Source organism: Scrofimicrobium sp. R131 (assembly GCF_040256745.1).
In the GTDB taxonomy this organism is placed as follows: domain Bacteria; phylum Actinomycetota; class Actinomycetes; order Actinomycetales; family Actinomycetaceae; genus Scrofimicrobium; species Scrofimicrobium appendicitidis.
Window position 1 is genome coordinate 1,841,588 of the sequence record NZ_CP138335.1, and the last position, 17,331, is coordinate 1,858,918.

The window sequence follows — 17,331 nt, forward strand, 5'->3', positions numbered from 1 at the left end:
GACGGCAGTGCCCGCCGAAGTGTGAGGCGCGGTGCTCAGCCATTTAGGTCAGGCACGGCGGCGACCACGGCGGCTGTGCCACCTGGCGTAGGCCAAGCCCGACCCGCCCGCCAACACGGTTCCCACCAGCAGATAAGCCAGTGCACTCGGTCCGCCCGTTTGCGGAAGGACAGGTCCAACCACGGGCGCATTTGGGATCGGATCCAACTCAAGATCAGTTCCACCCGGACCCACCACTATGGCATGGGCGGTGTCATCTAGCTGATATCCGACTGGGGCCTGATTCTCAATCAGTTCGTACTGTCCCCACGCCAGGTCGGGGATTTCAAACGCACCTGGGCGGGGATCCTGATCAACCGTGTCGGCGCAACTCCCCTCCTGACAGTCCTCAACCTCGATCCGAGTCTGGCCGGGCCCATGCAAGGTCCACCTGGACCCCGCCAGCAGGGTCTGACTATCCCGGTCCACCTTTGTCCACGTGAGCGTGCCCGGCAGGGGCTGGTTCTGGAAGACGCAGGTGTAATCCTGCTGGGGCGCAGCCGTTATCTGCCCGACCCCGTTTTGCAAGGTGGCGTCGACCGGATGTCCGGCACCGTTCGTGCAGCTGAGTCCGGTCCACGAGTACCAACCGTCGTCCTCGTCCGACGCAGTCTCCGAGAGCACCAGATCACCAAGCGGGACCTCTTGCAGGGTGACCGCAGCCGAGCCGGCCAATCCCGACACAACCGGCGTGGTCTGGCCCGGTTGAGCAGCGCTCAAAGTCCACCCGTCGGGGCTCAGGACTGCCCCGGCAGCCACCTCACCCGGGTCCTCGAACCCTTTCACCAGGGTTAGGGTCGAGGGCCGATACGAGTTGGTAAACCGGCAGGCAATGTCAGCCCCCGGCGGCAGGACCAGATCCGAGACCGACTGCCCCTCACAGATCAGGTCGGTCAGCTGATAGTTGGCCGTATTGGGGTTGGTCCCCGCGGGCACCTCACTCAGCGCAAAGCTGACGTTCGGCTTGATTGGAAGGGTGGTCCCGGCGACGCTACCGGGCCCAAAACTCACCTGGCCGGCTGCCAAGAGCCAGTCCTCCGGGGCCGCCCCGTAGGATCCCGTCCCGGCGGTCTCCTTGGCCAAAGCCAGGTAGGGCGGAGTCAAAGTCACCGTGCAAACCGCGTTTACCCCCGGCTCGACGACCAGTTCGGGCGGTTCGGTAGAGTGCAGCTCCTCAACCTGGCCGCTCTGGTCGGTGAGCTGGCAAGTCCACGATTGGCGGTACTCAGCTAGAACGGCGGGGTCGTCGGCTTCAACCGACCAGGAGACGACATCGTCTGCCACGGACTCCAGCAGCGTGGCCGGATCGGTGGACGCAGCCAGCCCGTTCGAGCCGGTCTGAGCAGTCCAGACCTGCCCGCCCTCGTGCTGGACCCGGACGGTAAAGTCAGTCTGATCCGCCTGCCCGCTGGAGGGGTCCAAATAGCGATCGCTCAGGGTCAGCTTTCCCTGCAAGGTGGCGGTCTGGATGGCAAAAGCAACACCCTGCTGCCCTCTTCCGGTCATTTCCTGGCGGACCTCCCAGGGTTTTCCCGGCTCGTCCGGGGCCTCAACCGACAGCATCGGCGCCCCGGTCTTATCCTGCGAAGTGTTGTCCGATCGGCAGGTCGATTCCTTCCGGTCTTCGCTGATCTCGAAACCACCCCCGGTCGCCTCGCAGGCGTTCCCCATCGCACTTTCGCCCGAGTTGGCCAACAGCTTGAACCCGTGCTCACTGTCGGTGGTCCAAGTGATCTGCTCCATGGCGTCGGTGGTCTCCGCATCAGCCACCACCACCGAGTACTGGTCGATCGGCCGGCCATTCAGGTGCATCTGAATGTCGTGGAGGCGAACTGTGGTGGTTACCGGCGGAGCCCCATTGACCACCTGGTAGAGAGCTGGTTGAACGTTCTGGTCGAGGACATAGAACCCGTTTCTACCCAGGAAGGCTCCCCGCACCCCCGTTTCCCAGGTGGGAAAGGCGCGTGCCTCGATGGCTTTGGCCCGGTCCTCCCCGGTGACGTCCAATTTCGCGGTGAAAACCAGGCCGGAGCCAATTTCGACCTCAACCGGATAGTCCTTCACGTTGTAGTAGGTGCGTTCACCATCGTGAAAGGCGTCGTCTCCGGTTCGATATTGCTGAGCTGAGTTGGCGGTAGTAAAACCGGAGAAATCGAGCCAACACAGGCTGCCGGCGAGCGGTCCCCGATCACCCGCTCCAGCGTAGGCACACGAGGCCACGTTCTCGGGTTCGATCGGGGCGGCCTCTGCCGGAGTGGGTGCGAATGCCGACAGGTTCAAAGCAACCCCTGCCAAAGCCAGGCTTCCAACTGCCAGGCCCGCCCGAAGTCCAGGTCGAAATCCGCCGCGCACTCTGCTCGTCAAATGTGTATCCTCCTGCATTGCCGGTCAAGTCCCTGCGCTGGCTCGCTCCGAGCTCAGCCGGGAAAATGACCGGTACTTGCTTACGATTGGACCCCGTTCACGACGCGGGTCTCGCCTCGTTTTTGAGCCCAATCGGCTTCCCGATCGGAAGCAGCAGGTACACGTTACAGAAGTGAGTTGCCGGGGAAAAGCAGGTGGCAACTCCTGGATATTATCGCGCATTTCACCGGGAACTCACCGCCAGTTTTCCCCGAGATTTCGCCCTTCGGCCGCGTGAGGAAAAAGGTCACAGCCGCCGCCCGCCGGGACTATGGGCCTTGGTTTGCCCAGCTGAAGCGCTGCTAGTGCCGGTTTGGAGGCTGGTTGTCCGCGCAATCGCGCGGATCGGAGGGATCGGCGGTAGTTTTGCACCACATTTTTCGACAACCGTACTCGATTTGACAGGCCAAGCTTGACATTTGGCTGGTGACTACCGGATCGAGGCGGCGCGCTATTGCCGCCTGGCTTTGATAGCCGACCGGGTGGCGAACACGGCATACCCACCGCAGATCAGGGTAGCCGCACCGGCCCCCACCGCCCACCAGGGGAAATGAGGCGCGGTCGGATCGGCTCCCATTTTGGCTTCCTCTTCAGGAGGAGTCGGGAGGATTCGCTCACCGGTGAGGAGAATTCGGTGGGTATTGATGCCCAGCGGCGTGCAGGTGACCAGCGTGACCAAGTCACGACCTGGTTCTTCCTGGAGGGCTTCCTGTTCGTCCGGTTCGACAATCTTTTGCTCGATCGCGCGGTAGGTGAGGGTTTCGCCAAAGATTTCCAGCGAGAAGATGTCCCCCACCTCGACCTGATCCAGGTGCGTAAACATGGTGGCACTAGCCAGGCCCCGGTGACCGGTGATGACCGAGCGGGTACCCGACCCTCCAACCGGAAGCGAGGTGCCTTCCAAGTGTCCCAGTCCGCGCAAGAGGGTCTCATCCCCGGTGCCGTGGTAGATGGGCAGGTCAAGGTCGATTGAGGGAATGCGCAGGCGGCCCATCAACCCGGACTGGTTGGCCCGAAGCTGCTCCTGGTACGGCAGAACCCCGGGCCCTACGGTCGCGGTGCTGGTTGGGACGTGTCCACCAACCTCCAACAGTGCTCCTGCCGTCAGGGCTGCGTTGTACTCACGGGCGTTGGCCAGTTGCTCATCCCGACTTGGATTGGCGGACTGAACTGCTGTCTCGTAGTTCTGCAGGACCTTTGACTGATTGGCTTGGGACAGCCAGGAAGCTGCTGTCGGGTAAAGGAATACCAGGATCCCAATCCACACGCAGACTGCTGCCACCACCGACAACACGGTATTTCTCGTGGATCCCGCTTGCGTCGCGGGGCGAGGGGGGCCTGGCTGCAGGTCGGTTTGCATGGGTAATCCCTTCGAAGCAAGATGGCGGGAAGGTTTCCCTTCCCGCCATCTAGTATCGCCTATTTGTTAGCGCTCAGACTGCTTGCGCCGGTGGGCTACCAAGAAGGCGCCCCCGCCGACCAGAATCAGAGCGAGCCCGCCCAGGGTCATCAGCAGTTGACCACTAGCACCGGTAAGCGGCAACTCCGGCCCCTCGTGAGCAGTGTTGGAGATCGACAGCGTGGTCACGGTTGCTTCCTGGTCCGCGACCAGATCAACCTTGGTCTCGGCAATCGCCGGCAGAACGTAGCCGGCCGGAGCCTTTGTCTCAACCACCCAGTAGGTCTCAGTGATGTCATCATCGTTGCCAACCCACAGGTTCACGCTGAACTTGCCAGACTCATCAGTAGTGTAGGTACCAACAAGTTCCCCGGGAGCACCCTCGTCGTCGGTTCGGATCTCGAACACCGCGCCCTGCAAGGATGCATCCGTATCCTCGTTGGCATGCTTGTAGATTGTCAAAGGCGCCCAGTTAGTGCTCGGCCCCTCACCCGGAACAATCGTGCTGGTCCAGTCATTCACCCAAGAGGTAGCATCGTTCTCAATAATGCCGGCCCCATCAACCGCGGTGGTAAAGGTCAACTCCAAAGTGTCAGACATCGGCGGGCCCAGAATTGCGGTAACCTCCCCCGACAACTCGAACAGCATGTCCTGACCGGTGAACGCGTAGGTGAAGCCGGGGTCTGACAGGTCAGTCACATCAAACGACTCCCCATTAGGGCGCTTCAGCGTGGCAGTCTCGGAACCCGGCACAAACGTGAGCCGCGGATCCAACTTATCAGTCACCTTCAGGTACTTGATCCCCTCAAAGGTTTCACCCCCAACTAGCGGCACCGTGATAGTCCAGTCAACCGTGGCGGGCTGAACACCCTCACTGGGAACAGACACCACTTTGCCAATCTCCTCATCACTGATGTCATTCTTGGGATAAACCCAAACATCATAGATCCAGGAGCTGTCATCGACACTGGGGTACGGAATCGACACCAGGAACGGCGCCGTGTCATGAGTAATGGGGTTATTCCCAGCGCTAGTCTCATGAACCAGGTACAAGCCCAAAGGCAGATCAGACGCAACCGCCTGACCATCCGCACCTGTGGTCACCGAAACAGGAGATCCAAATCCAAACGCATCCCCCGCTGAACCATACGCATAATCCCGGTAGACGTCGCCAGCCACCAGGTCGGCTGCTGCATCCCAACCTTCAGTTGTGGTCAGATCCAGCGCCACATCCCCCACAGCCTCAACCGGGACAATCTCAAAGGTCACACCTTCAAGCGGCATCGCCCCTGCCGGGAGATTCTCAATCGGCTTCCCGTTCGCCTCCAACTCCCACGGAGTGTCCGGAGTGACGAACTTATTGATCGTGAGCGAACCAGTCTGATCCGGATCAATATTGGCCGGCGACAAGACCGTGGCAGCAGCAGCGCTGGCACCCAGCCCACCAACTCCTAGGGCAATCGCCCCAATCATTCCCACTAAGGCCGTCCTCCGACGACCACTCTTTCCATTCATTATTGTGTTCCTTTCCAGGTGTTTACCCGAGGCAGAGCCCCGCTGATCTGCCTCTAGGAGGCCCTCAAACTTCCCAACTCTCATCTACCCGCACCCAACTTCCGACGATTCAGCCAAGCCCACGAGGTTAATCCCAAAGCAGCAACCAACCCGCCGCCCAGTAGGTAAAGGTCCGCGGAACTGCCTCCGGTTAGCGGCAAATCGGGGCCACTACGCGGATAGTTGGGAGCCGTATCCACAGTTACGTCCAGGTTCTCGGGCGCCACGGTAACCGTCATTCCCACGTTATCTGGGTTGATTTGATACCCCGCAGGCGCAGCCGTTTCGGTCAACCTGTACGACATCCAGTGGAGTGAGGGCCGGACTTCATCGTGGAATCCGACCACCCGGAACTTGCCGGCTGCCGGATCACGATCCGCGCCCACACATTCCTCAGCCGTGTCCGCCACGCAGTCCGTCACTACCTGGTACTCACCACCGTGTGGGACTTCGAAGAGCCATTCAGATCCTGCCAGCAACTGCTCCCCATCAGGGCCGGTCTTCACCCAGCTAACCGAACCGGGCAGATCCTCGTTATGAACCGTGCAGACCACAGCACCGTCAGTGGGCCCCACTTCCAGATTTCCATCAACCAGCTCAAACTCTTCCCCACCATCCTTCTGGCAGGTAATCCCCGTCTGACGATACCCAGGCCGGTCAGCCTCCCCAATCTGATAGGTACCCGGCTGAACCGGCTGCGCCACATCGGGGTCCGGAAAGCTGAGAACGTCACCCTCGTCTGAGGTGGCTGTCAGGTCAAAATAGTCCTGGGAGGGCGCCATCCAACCGTATACAGTACTCACATCCTTGTTCACCGTCAGGGTGCCCAGTTGCCGGTTAATGAAAGTACAGTTCAACCGGTCCCCGACGGTAACGTCGACCGGGTCCTCTGCGGGGAACGGGTCGCTCTCAGTCCCGTTCACGTCGGTCTTGATGCACTGACTCCCCTCGGCTAGCAGATACCCCGGCTGCTGAGTCTCAGACAACCTTACGGGGAAGCGATTTTCATCTGGGCTGAAATCGACTTTCCATTGGAGGGACCCGCTACTGTCGGTTGTCTTGGTTGCCTGGTCTATTTGCCCACCTGCGGCACTGAGATTGAACTCCCAACCAGCCTTGATGTCCGGATCAGTGATCTCCTGCCCCGAGGCGTCCTGGACGATCTTGGTGACATTGACGGACGCAGTCCGAGGCACATTGACAAACCGGCAGACCACGTCTTGGCCTTCGGTCTCAATGTCCCAGCTACCATCCGTCCCAGTCCCCTGCGTGGTGAGGACCCCGTCCAACTTGCAGTACCAGCTCGACTGGTACTGGGTCGCATCACCGTTGGTGAAGACCTCTGAGAAGTGCAACGTCCGGTTGGTACTGACCGGGATCGGCCCGAGTCGCTGAGCCTGCACCCCCGGCGCAGTACCCTGCGTCGTTGCCTGTGAAATAACCGTTTCACCTTCGAGCAACTGCAGGCGGAACTGGTCGGAGTCGTTCACCCGGCCGAAGGGCAGTTCTTTTTCGATGGTGACGGTTCGAGGTGAGTCGCACGACGCCAGATCCGTACTGTTGGACAAGGCATTGGTAATCTGCACCCCGTTATTAACCGAGGGCATGTCGTACATCGTCAACGTGGAGGAGTTGCCGAGGGCTAGACCGCCGCCTGAGTCGAGGGCGGCACCATTGACTTCACTCAGCACCCCTCGAGCGGGCTCGGTCACTGAGGAGTTAATCGTCCCACCCCAGGAGCCAAGCAGGTCATCCGCGGTGACAGAATAGATCACGGTCGAAGTTCCGCTCTGGATGATGTACAGGTTTCCCGCCAGGTCAAAGGCGATGTCGCCATTTGCCGCGTTGACGTTGTGCTCCGAGACATCGATGCGGCCTTTGTCGACCACCTGTTCAATGGTCTCGTCGTACATGTAGATATGGAACTCGGTTCCGCCGCTATTGAAGCCTCCGAAGAAGTAGCGACCATCGGAGAGTCGAACCGCACCCGCCACCAGGTTGGTGCCAGTGTTAGTTTGCCTCGCTCCAGTTGACTCCCAGACTCCTGTCTCCGTATCGAACCGGTAAACTTCAGCAGTCATGTTGTAGTTGTTGGAACCAGACCGGTTAATGGCGTAGACCGCCTCACCTTGCAGGCCAATCCCCAGGCCATTCATCGTAACTCCGGATCCCGAGACTGCATTACCCAGTTCATATGTTTGCCCGCCCGGACCGATCTCCAGTATCCGCCCGTTGGCATTGATCGAGTAGAAGTAGTCGGCCGCGCAACTGGGCACATGGGTCTGCGCCCGCAATGCAAAGGAACCAAAGTCGTGGATACCATCGATCCACTGCCCAGGGGCCGGATTCGGTGAGTTGTTGGTAACCCCAGCGATGTTCCGGTCCGGCTGCTGATCCATGAACAGATGTCCCCTCGGCGGGTCTACGGTCTGGACTCGGTATCGCGAACTGGAGTCGATCGGGGCCTGCTGCCGGCCTGTCTCAACCCGAAACAACCCCGGGGTTGGATCGATATCGTAGCTAGTACACGGAGCTTCAGTGCAGTCAGTCACCGTGACCGCGGAACCCCAGCCGCCCCGACTCGCGTAAGGACCATAGAGTCTGAAGGTGGCCCCGCCAATTGGCGTACCCTCCGAATCAACCGCCCAAACCAGGGCATCACCTACGGCCCGCGGCGCTGCCTCCAGCCCGACCTCTGGCGTTTGATCCACGGCTTCGTCACCCAACCCCGGCGCAGCGGGTGCCGGGTCAACCGGTGCGGGGTCGACAGGTGCCGGGTCAACCACCCCGGTCCCGGACATCTGACTTTGAGCCGAGTCTGACCAACCTTCCCCGCCAACGGCCGCCAGTGCCACACTTCCACCAGACAGAGCCAGGGCAATCGAGGTCACGACCCCAGCCCACACTCCCGGCCGACCTTTCCCACCCAACGCCTGTGCGTGGCGAGCTTTCGTCTTCCTATTCACGTTCAGCCCCTTTCCAGCAGCCGCAAGACTCGCCCACCAGCACTGAGAAAAGACGTTGTCCCACTTCACAGCCGCGGATCACAGCGCGACCCGCTCGTCAGTGAATATCCATGCAAATATCGGCGCACAGCCGACCCCGATCGTCGTCGTCGAACAATCTGTTATTCGCACTAGGAGCACCTTCCCTCAGCCTGGCAGGTTTCCTCAATAGCAAGCACCAACGCGCCCTATTGATTGCCTAACATTACCGCCTTCGCAAATCATATGCAATGTCGGCAATAAGTTGCCTTTCGGGCACCGGAGGCACCATCGCCATTTATTTCAATTTTGAAACAGATGTCATACCGCGCCGTTCCGCCTGTTCAGAGGCCTGTGCCACCCTCTGCGTCACCAGCGGTTCAGCCGCACCATTCCCCGAGACCCACCATTACTCAAGACTTCACGGAGGGACCAGTCAGCGGTTTATACCAAACTCGAACAATCTCCACCTGTTTATTCACAACTCGCCACACTCATAATTGCCTAATTACTTTCAACTAGCGTTGGAGGACTTTAATTTGCAAATCGTAATATTCTGCCCAAGCGGCCGCCGACCGCATCGCAAATCTATTCTCGTGACCGAATTGCATTTTCGCCACGTATTTACAACCCGCACCTACCTGCGGGTTTGGCCGCGACGACCAAACCTACCTGACAGTAGTAAAGAACCATCTCCAGGCACCTTATGGCCCGCTTCTGTCACCTAAGGATCCAAACTCGTGTCCCAGGTCACACTTAGTTCACGTCGCGATCCTGCGTGCCGTCTAGAGCTGGGGCGAGCTGCCGGCAAAATTTTCCCCTATCGTCAGGACCCGGGTTTCAGCCCAGAGAGTTGACCTGACCTGACCGCTGAAAGGCCGCCAAAACCCGCAGCTCCAGGACCTAAGGCCCCAATCCCTCAAGAACGAGCAAATATCGACCCAAAACACCAGTACTGTCTCATATACTGGACACCAACCGAACGTCGCCTAGCCCGCGGACAGCCAGCCGACCCCATTGTCAGCCCTTCCCCCGCCTTCCGGGCATGCAAAAAGCGGGCCCCTCACGGGACCCGCTCTTTACAGCAGTACAGACTACTTGAGGATCTCGGTCACACGGCCGGAACCAACGGTGCGGCCACCCTCACGGATAGCGAAGCCGAGGCCAGTCTCCATCGCGATGGGCTGGATCAGCTCAACTTCGATCTCGGTGGTGTCGCCGGGCATAACCATGTCAGTGCCCTCGGGCAGCTGGATGATACCGGTGACGTCGGTGGTGCGGAAGTAGAACTGCGGGCGGTAGTTGGAGAAGAACGGCTTCTCACGGCCACCCTCGTCCTTCTTCAGGATGTAGACCTGAGCCTTGAACTTGGTGTGCGGCTCGATCGAACCGGGGACGGCCACAACCTGGCCGCGCTCCACGTCGGTGCGCTTGATGCCACGGAGCAGCAGACCACAGTTCTCACCGGCCCAAGCTTCGTCCATCTGCTTGTGGAACATTTCGATCCCGGTGACGGTGGTCTTCTGGGCGGGACGGATGCCGAGGATCTCAACTTCGGAGTTGATCGGCAGCTTGCCACGCTCAACACGACCGGTCACGACGGTGCCGCGCCCGGTGATGGTGAAGACGTCCTCGATCGGCATCAGGAACGGCTTGTCCATGTCGCGCTCGGGGGTGGGGATGTACTCATCCACCGCGTCCATCAGAGCGGCAACCTTCTCGGCCCACTCAGCGTCGCCTTCCAGCGCCTTCAGAGCGGAAACCTGGACCACGGGAGCGTTGTCGCCGTCGAAGCCCTGCGAGTTCAGCAGATCGCGGCACTCTTCTTCAACGAGCTCCAGCATTTCCTCGTCGTCGACCATGTCGGACTTGTTCAGGGCCACCAGGATGGTGGGCACGCCGACCTGACGGGCGAGCAGGACGTGCTCGCGGGTCTGGGCCATCGGGCCGTCGGTGGCGGCAACCACGAGGATTGCGCCGTCCATCTGGGCAGCACCGGTGATCATGTTCTTGACGTAGTCGGCGTGGCCGGGGGCGTCAACGTGAGCGTAGTGACGCTTCTCGGTCTGGTACTCAACGTGGGACACGTTGATGGTAATGCCGCGGTCGCGCTCTTCGGGAGCGTTGTCAACCTGATCGAACGGCTTAAACTCGTTCAGATCCGGGTACTTGTCGTGCAGCACCTTGGTGATGGCTGCGGTCAGGGTGGTCTTGCCGTGGTCAACGTGACCGATGGTACCGATGTTTACGTGAGGCTTGGTGCGCTCAAACTTGGCCTTCGCCACTTGTTGTCCTCCTGGACTCGGGTAGTTTTTCTCAGCCTTAGGCTCGGTGCAATGCTAACACCGGTGGGGCAGAGTTCCTACAGGGTTTATTACTTATTGTGAGGCGTATCGCCCCCTGGGGACTACTCTCCCCGAGACTTTCCGATGATCTCCTCGGCAACAGCCTTGGGAACCTCGGCGTAACTGTTGAACTGCATCGAGTACACTGCACGGCCCTGCGTCTTGGAACGCAGGTCGCCAACGTATCCGAACATTTCCGACAGCGGGACCAGAGCGCGCACCACGCGCACCCCGTGCTGCTCATCCATGGACTGGATGGCTCCGCGGCGGGAGTTGAGGTCGCCGATCACGTCACCCATGTACTCTTCCGGGGTCCGTACTTCGACTTCCATTACCGGCTCCAGCAGGACTGCGCCGGCCTTCTTCGAAGCCTCGCGCATCGCCATGGTGCCGGCGATCTTGAAGGCCATTTCCGAAGAGTCAACATCGTGGTACGCCCCGTCGAGCAGGGTGGCCTTGACGCCCACCACCGGGTAGCCGGCGAGCACGCCGGTATCCATGGCGGCGCGAATACCGTGCCCAACCGAGGGGATGTATTCGCGGGGGACGCGCCCGCCGGTGACCTTGTCCTCGAAGATGAAATCTTCTTCGGCGTTGGCTTCCATCGGCTCGAGCGCGATGATGACGCGCGCGAACTGGCCGGAACCACCGGTCTGCTTCTTGTGGGTGTACTCGTACTTTTCCACGGGCCGGGTGATGGTCTCGCGGTAGGCCACCATGGGCTTACCAACGTTCGCATCGACCTTGAACTCGCGGCGCATGCGGTCCACGATGATGTCGAGGTGGAGCTCGCCCATCCCGCCAATGACGGTCTGGCCGGTCTCCTGATCCAGCTCCACGGTGAAGGTCGGGTCTTCTTCCGCCAGCTTCTGGATGGCCAGACCCATCTTCTCCTGGTCGGCCTTGGACTTGGGCTCCACCGCCACGTGAATCACGGGCTTGGGGAAGGTCATCGACTCCAGGACAATCGGCTCGTTGATCGAGCAGAGAGTGTCACCGGTAGTGGTGTCCTTCAGGCCGATCACCGCGTAGATGTGGCCCGCGTGAGCCATCTCGACCGGGTTCTCCTTGTTGGAGTGCATCTGGAAGATCTTGCCGATGCGCTCTTTCTTGCCCTTGATCGAGTTCAGCACCTGCTGGCCGGACTCAATCTTGCCCGAGTAAACCCGGATGAAGGTGAGCTTGCCGTAGAACGGGTGCGCAGCGATCTTGAAGGCCAGCGCGGAGAACGGAGCGTCCTCGGACGGCTCACGGGTCAGCTCCTGGTCTTCCTTGCCCGGCACGAAGCCGTGCACGTTGCCGATGTCCAGCGGGGACGGCAGGAAGTCGATCACGGCGTCGAGCACCGGCTGCACGCCGGTGTTCTTCAGCGCGGTCCCGCAGTAAACCGGGAACGCCGTGCCGGAGATGGTCAGGGCGCGGATGCCCTGTTTGATCTGCTCGTTGGTCAGCTCGCCGTTTTCCAGGTACAGCTCGGTCAGCTCGTCAGAGCCCTCCGCGGCCGCTTCCATCAGCTTCTCGCGGTACTCTTCGGCCTTCTCGACCATGTCCGCGGGGATTTCGCCCTCGACCACGAGCGAGCCCATGGTCGGCTGGCCGTTCTCGTCCTTCGCGGGGAAGTACAGCGAACGCATCCCGATCAGGTCGATGACGCCCTCGAAGTCAGATTCCGCCCCGATGGGCAGCTCCATGACGATCGGGTTCGCCCCGAGCCGGTCAATGATGGTCTGGACTGAGAAGTAGAAGTCGGCGCCCAGCTTGTCCATCTTGTTGATGAAGCAGATCCGGGGGACATCGTACTTATCGGCCTGACGCCACACGGTCTCAGACTGGGGCTCAACGCCCTCTTTACCGTCGAAGACCGCAACCGCACCGTCAAGCACCCGCAGGGAGCGCTCCACCTCAACGGTGAAGTCGACGTGCCCGGGGGTGTCGATGACGTTGATCTGGTAGCCCTTCCAGAAGGTGGTAACCGCGGCGGAGGTAATGGTGATGCCGCGTTCCTTCTCCTGCTCCATCCAGTCGGTGGTGGAGGCGCCGTCGTGGGTTTCACCCAGCTTGTAGTTGATGCCCGTGTAGAACAGGATTCGTTCGGTCACGGTGGTCTTGCCAGCATCAATGTGGGCCATGATGCCGATGTTGCGGACCTTGTTGAGGTCCGTGAGCACTTCCTGTGCCACTAGTTGTTGTCCTTACTGTCGTCGGAGCTGGGACCAGTAGTGAAGCTTATCGGCCGAAGCCGACGGACCCCTACCAGCGGTAGTGAGCGAACGCGCGGTTCGACTCAGCCATCTTGTGCATGTCTTCACGACGCTTGACCGCGGCACCCAGGCCGTTGGCGGCGTCCATGATTTCGTTGGCGAGACGCTCAGTCATCGACTTCTCGCGACGCTTGCGGGAGAAGTCCACCAGCCAACGCAGCGCCAGGGTGGTGGCGCGGGAGGGGCGAACCTCAACCGGGACCTGGTAGGTGGCGCCACCGACGCGGCGGGAACGCACTTCCAGGGAGGGACGAATGTTTTCCAGGGCGCGCTTGAGCACGGTCAGGGGATCCTGTTCCGTCTTCTCAGCGACGATTTCCATCGCACCGTAAACAATCCGTTCGGCGGTGGACTTCTTGCCGTCCAGCAGGATGCGGTTCACCAGCTGAGAGACGACCTTGGAGCCGTACAGCGGATCATCGGCCAGGGGACGCTTAGGGGCGGGACCTTTGCGAGGCATTAGTTCTTCTCCTTCTTAGCGCCGTAGTGTGAACGTGCCTGCTTGCGGTCGCGCACACCCTGGGTGTCCAGCGCGCCACGCACGATCCGGTAGCGAACACCGGGGAGGTCCTTGACCCGCCCGCCCCGCACCAGCACCATCGAGTGCTCCTGCAGGTTGTGCCCTTCACCGGGAATGTAGGCGGTCACTTCGATGCCGTTGGACAGGCGCACACGGGCAACCTTACGCAGCGCCGAGTTCGGCTTCTTCGGGGTGGTGGTGTACACACGCGTGCAAACGCCGCGGCGCTGGGGCGAACCCTGCAGGGCCGGACTGTCTGACTTAGTGCGCTTGCGCTTGCGGCCCTTGCGGACCAGCTGCTGAATAGTTGGCACTATTTCTCCGTCTCTTCGATACTGGGTGGTAATGCTGCTCTCAACGACCGGCTCCAGTTTGCGGGCAGAAAACACCGCTAGGGCCGGTGCGCCATGACTGAAACCTTGACAGGCCAGGAGGATAACGCCCGGAGCTCACGGAGATGGAGCCCGCTGCCGCACCCGTTTGGGCGCAGACTGGGAACCCGACGTATCGAGTACCGTCAATCAGCGTAATCGCTCGGGATTGCCCTCGTCAACGAGGGCCCCTGTGGGATGGGACGCACTGGGCTGCCACCGGGGCCGCCAGCGCCGCCTCCCACTTCACCCGGTCGAGGTTAACGGCGGGTTAACTTGCCCAACAGCGGTTGGCGCCCGCCGCGCCTAGACCTACAATCGGCACCATGAGCGCTGAGCGAGACCCGCGGGACCGCCATTTGGCCCCCGCCCCGGCCGGAACCCCCGAGCCGAGCGCCCCCTCCTCCCCGGTCGAGGTGACCTCTTCCTACCCGGTGGCCAAGGCCATCCTGCATGAGCTGGACAGTTTCGCCGTCATCCTTGGCCCGGACCTGCAGCTGCTGTACGCCAACCCTGCCGCCCGCCAAAGCACCCACGTCTCCGGGATCGAGCTGTCAGATAGCCGCTTCCTGGCCCAGGCCAAGCAGGTGCTGAACACGGGCACCGCCACCTCCCACGTGAACGAGGACGAAACCCCGGTTCGGATTCAGTTCATCCCCCTCCCCGACCGGCACCTGGTGGTCCTGGTCGAGGACCTGGGTGAGGAGCAGCGGGTCCAGGCCATGCGCCGCGACTTCATCGCAAACGTCAGTCACGAGCTGAAAACTCCGATCTCCGCCATCAGCCTGCTGGCCGAGGCGGTGGTCGAGGGGGCGGACGACCCGGAGGTGGTCCGCGAGTTCTCTAAGCAGCTCCTGAAGCAGGCTCGCCGCCTCGGTAACCTGACCCGCGACATCATCCAGCTGTCCGAGGCTCAGTCCGACCTGCGGCCCGAGGATCGCCAGCCCGTCGACCTGCGCGAACTGGTGGTGCAGGAGGTGGAAGCCCACCGCGACCTGGCCACCGGCCAGGATGTCAGCGTGGAGCTGGTACTGCCCGAGCCGGCCTCGCGCCCCGCAATCACCGCCGGGGTGCCGTCGGCCCTGTCCACCGCGGTCGACAACCTGCTGTCCAATGCCATTCGCTATTCGCCGCCGGGCTCGCGCGTGCGGGTGACAATGACGTTTGAGAAGGACACGCTGATGGTGACGGTGGCGGACCAGGGCGAGGGGATTGCCCTCGAGCACCAGCACCGGATTTTTGAGCGCTTCTACCGGGTGGACCGGTCCCGTTCCCGCGAGGGCGGCGGCACCGGGTTGGGCCTGTCCATCGCCCACCACATCATGCGCGGGCACGGCGGCGCAATTGACCTGTGGTCCCGTCCGGGCGAAGGCTCACAGTTCACCCTGACATTCCCGCTCCTGCGGCCCAGCCAGCTACCCGCCGATTCTCAGAAGAGAGATCCAGATGAACCAGCGAATCCTGCTAGTTGAAGACGAAGAGTCGATTTCCGCCCCCCTGGTGTTCCTGCTGGAACGCGAAGGGTACCGGGTGGAAACGGTGGCAGACGGGAACGAGGCGGTGGCCCGTTTTTCCGACGGCGAGTTCGACCTGGTGTTGCTGGACCTGATGCTGCCCGGCCAGCCCGGCACCGAGGTTTGCCGCGCGATCCGCGCCCAGTCCAGCGTCCCGATCATCATGCTGACCGCGAAGGACTCCGAAATTGACGTGGTGGTTGGGCTGGAGCTGGGGGCCGACGACTACATTACGAAGCCGTACGGCGCGCGCGAGCTGATTGCCCGGATCCGAGCGGTGATGCGCCGACGCGGGGAGGCGGAAGACCCGGTCTCCGCGGACGAAGTGCTAGACGAGGCGGGAATCATCCTGGACACGGAGCGCCACTCACTCACCGTTCGCGGCGAGGACGTCGCCATTCCCCTGCGCGAGTTTGAACTGTTGGAGTTCCTGATGCGAAACTCCGGTCGGGTCCTCACCCGCGGCCAACTGATCGACCGGGTGTGGGGCTCGGACTATTTTGGCGATACCAAGACCCTGGACGTTCACATCAAACGCCTTCGCTCCCGGATCGAGGCGGACCCGGCTCACCCGGAGCTGATCACCACCGTTCGCGGGGTCGGCTACCGGTTCCGCTAGCGGCTGGGCAAACACCGGGGAAACGGAAGCTGCCCACCCGGATTTCCCCCTCGGATCCACCTCCAACCGGTCAGCAACTATTCACCCAATGTTTACCTGAGTGCCACGGCGGTGTCACCGAGGCTGCCTAGCTTGGTCACTGTCGGGATCGACCCGACAATCCGTTAGTCAGAGGATGACAAGCTGTGAAAAATCAGGTGAAATTGGGTGCACTTTCCGGTGCGGCCCTGCTGGCCTTGGCCGCTTTGGGCGGCTGCGCTGCCAACGAGGTGGGCGTTGCCCCCACCGAACAGTCCTCCGCCAGCGGGGCAGATGCTGCCGCTGACTCCAATCTTTCCGGCGAACTAATTGGCGCCGGTGCCTCCTCTCAGGGAGCCGCCGAAGAAGCCTGGATCGCCGCCTTCCAAAGCGCCCACCCGGGCGTGACCGTCAACTACGACCCCGCCGGGTCGGGAGCGGGACGCGAAACCTTCCAGCAGGGCGCCTCCGCCTTTGCCGGCTCCGACCGCGCCTTCAAACTCGAAGAGATCGAAGCCGGCCCGTTCCAAAGCTGTGCCCCCGAGTCCGACATTGTCGAGCTCCCCGTCTACATTTCCCCGATCGCCCTCATATTCAATATTGAGGGCGTCGACTCGCTGAACCTGGACGCCGCCACCGTGGCCAAGATCTTCACCGGCCAAATCACCAAGTGGGACGACCCGGCCATTGCCGAGCACAACCCCGGGGTGAAACTGCCCAGCACAAACATCACGGCGGTGCACCGCTCGGACGATTCGGGCACCACCGGCAACTTCACCGACTACCTGTCGGCCGCCGCCCCGAGTGACTGGACGGTCGGCTCGATCGAAACCTGGCCGACCGAGTTCGGCGGCGAGGGAGCCCAGGGCACCTCCGGAGTGGTGGAGGCGGTCTCCCGCGGGATCGGGACGATCGGCTACGCAGATGCTTCCCGCGCCGGCGAGCTGGGAACGGTGGCGCTGAAAGTCGGGGAAGAGTACGTGTCGTACTCGCCCGAGTCCGCCGCTGCCGTGCTGGATGCCTCCCCGCTAGAGCCGGGACGCACCGACCACGACCTGGCGATCGACCTGGACCGGACCACCGACCAGGCCGGGGTGTACCCGCTGGTGCTGGTCTCCTACCTGATCGCGTGCCAGGACTACCCCTCCGCTGAGACCGCGGACCTGGTCAGCAACTACCTGACCTACGTGGTCAGCGCCCAGGGGCAGGAAGCGGCCGCCTCCGCGGCGGGCAGCGCCCCCATCTCCGAGGACCTGCGCGCCAAACTCCAAACGGCGATCTCAGCCATCGGAGCCAAGTAGACC

Annotated in this window: 11 protein-coding genes; 3 read left to right on the forward strand and 8 right to left on the reverse strand. The window is 61.8% G+C overall.

The features are described 5' to 3' along the window. Window positions 1-48: 48 nt before the first annotated feature. The 8 genes from SAC06_RS08500 to rpsL all read right to left on the reverse strand — a co-directional run bounded on the left by SAC06_RS08500 (window position 49) and on the right by rpsL (window position 13,819). Entirely contained in the window at window positions 49-2,319 is a 2,271-nt protein-coding gene (locus SAC06_RS08500) for a collagen binding domain-containing protein (RefSeq protein WP_350257868.1), read from the reverse strand. Window positions 2,320-2,893: 574 nt separating this feature from the next. Then, window positions 2,894-3,727, reverse strand: coding sequence for a class C sortase (locus SAC06_RS08505; RefSeq protein WP_350257869.1), 834 nt, complete (start codon window positions 3,725-3,727; stop codon window positions 2,894-2,896). A 141-nt stretch (window positions 3,728-3,868) separates the two neighbouring features. Further along, window positions 3,869-5,356: a SpaH/EbpB family LPXTG-anchored major pilin gene (locus SAC06_RS08510; protein ID WP_350257870.1), complete on the reverse strand. Its 1,488-nt coding sequence runs from the start codon at window positions 5,354-5,356 to the stop codon at window positions 3,869-3,871. Between the two features lie 80 nt (window positions 5,357-5,436). After that, window positions 5,437-7,794, reverse strand: coding sequence for a hypothetical protein (locus SAC06_RS08515; protein ID WP_350257871.1), 2,358 nt, complete (start codon window positions 7,792-7,794; stop codon window positions 5,437-5,439). A 1,679-nt stretch (window positions 7,795-9,473) separates the two neighbouring features. Next, window positions 9,474-10,664 carry an elongation factor Tu gene (gene tuf / locus SAC06_RS08520; protein WP_350257872.1) on the reverse strand — a complete coding sequence of 397 codons (1,191 nt, stop codon included), beginning with the start codon at window positions 10,662-10,664 and terminating at the stop codon, window positions 9,474-9,476. 122 nt (window positions 10,665-10,786) lie between these two features. Then, window positions 10,787-12,904: an elongation factor G gene (fusA, locus tag SAC06_RS08525; protein ID WP_350257873.1), complete on the reverse strand. Its 2,118-nt coding sequence runs from the start codon at window positions 12,902-12,904 to the stop codon at window positions 10,787-10,789. A 70-nt stretch (window positions 12,905-12,974) separates the two neighbouring features. Continuing rightward, a complete protein-coding gene (gene rpsG / locus SAC06_RS08530) occupies window positions 12,975-13,445 on the reverse strand; it encodes a 30S ribosomal protein S7 (protein ID WP_350257874.1) in 471 nt (156 codons plus the stop codon). Then, complete coding sequence (gene rpsL / locus SAC06_RS08535) at window positions 13,445-13,819, reverse strand: 30S ribosomal protein S12 (RefSeq protein WP_350257875.1); 375 nt, start codon at window positions 13,817-13,819, stop codon at window positions 13,445-13,447. Before rpsL ends, rpsG begins: the two co-directional genes overlap by 1 nt. Before the next feature lie 383 nt (window positions 13,820-14,202). On the opposite strand from rpsL, the gene SAC06_RS08540 reads away from it, so the two are divergent. From SAC06_RS08540 to pstS, 3 genes are all read left to right on the forward strand, one after another. Next, the gene (locus tag SAC06_RS08540) at window positions 14,203-15,348 is read left to right on the forward strand and encodes a sensor histidine kinase (RefSeq protein WP_350257876.1); all 1,146 of its coding nucleotides are present in this window, start codon (window positions 14,203-14,205) and stop codon (window positions 15,346-15,348) included. Beyond that, window positions 15,323-16,009, forward strand: coding sequence for a response regulator transcription factor (locus SAC06_RS08545; protein ID WP_350257877.1), 687 nt, complete (start codon window positions 15,323-15,325; stop codon window positions 16,007-16,009). The genes SAC06_RS08540 and SAC06_RS08545 overlap by 26 nt, the downstream gene beginning before the upstream one ends. Window positions 16,010-16,194: 185 nt before the next feature. After that, window positions 16,195-17,328 (forward strand): phosphate ABC transporter substrate-binding protein PstS, encoded by a 1,134-nt coding sequence (gene pstS / locus SAC06_RS08550; protein WP_350257878.1) that lies wholly within the window; start codon window positions 16,195-16,197, stop codon window positions 17,326-17,328. The last annotated feature ends 3 nt before the right edge of the window (window positions 17,329-17,331 follow it).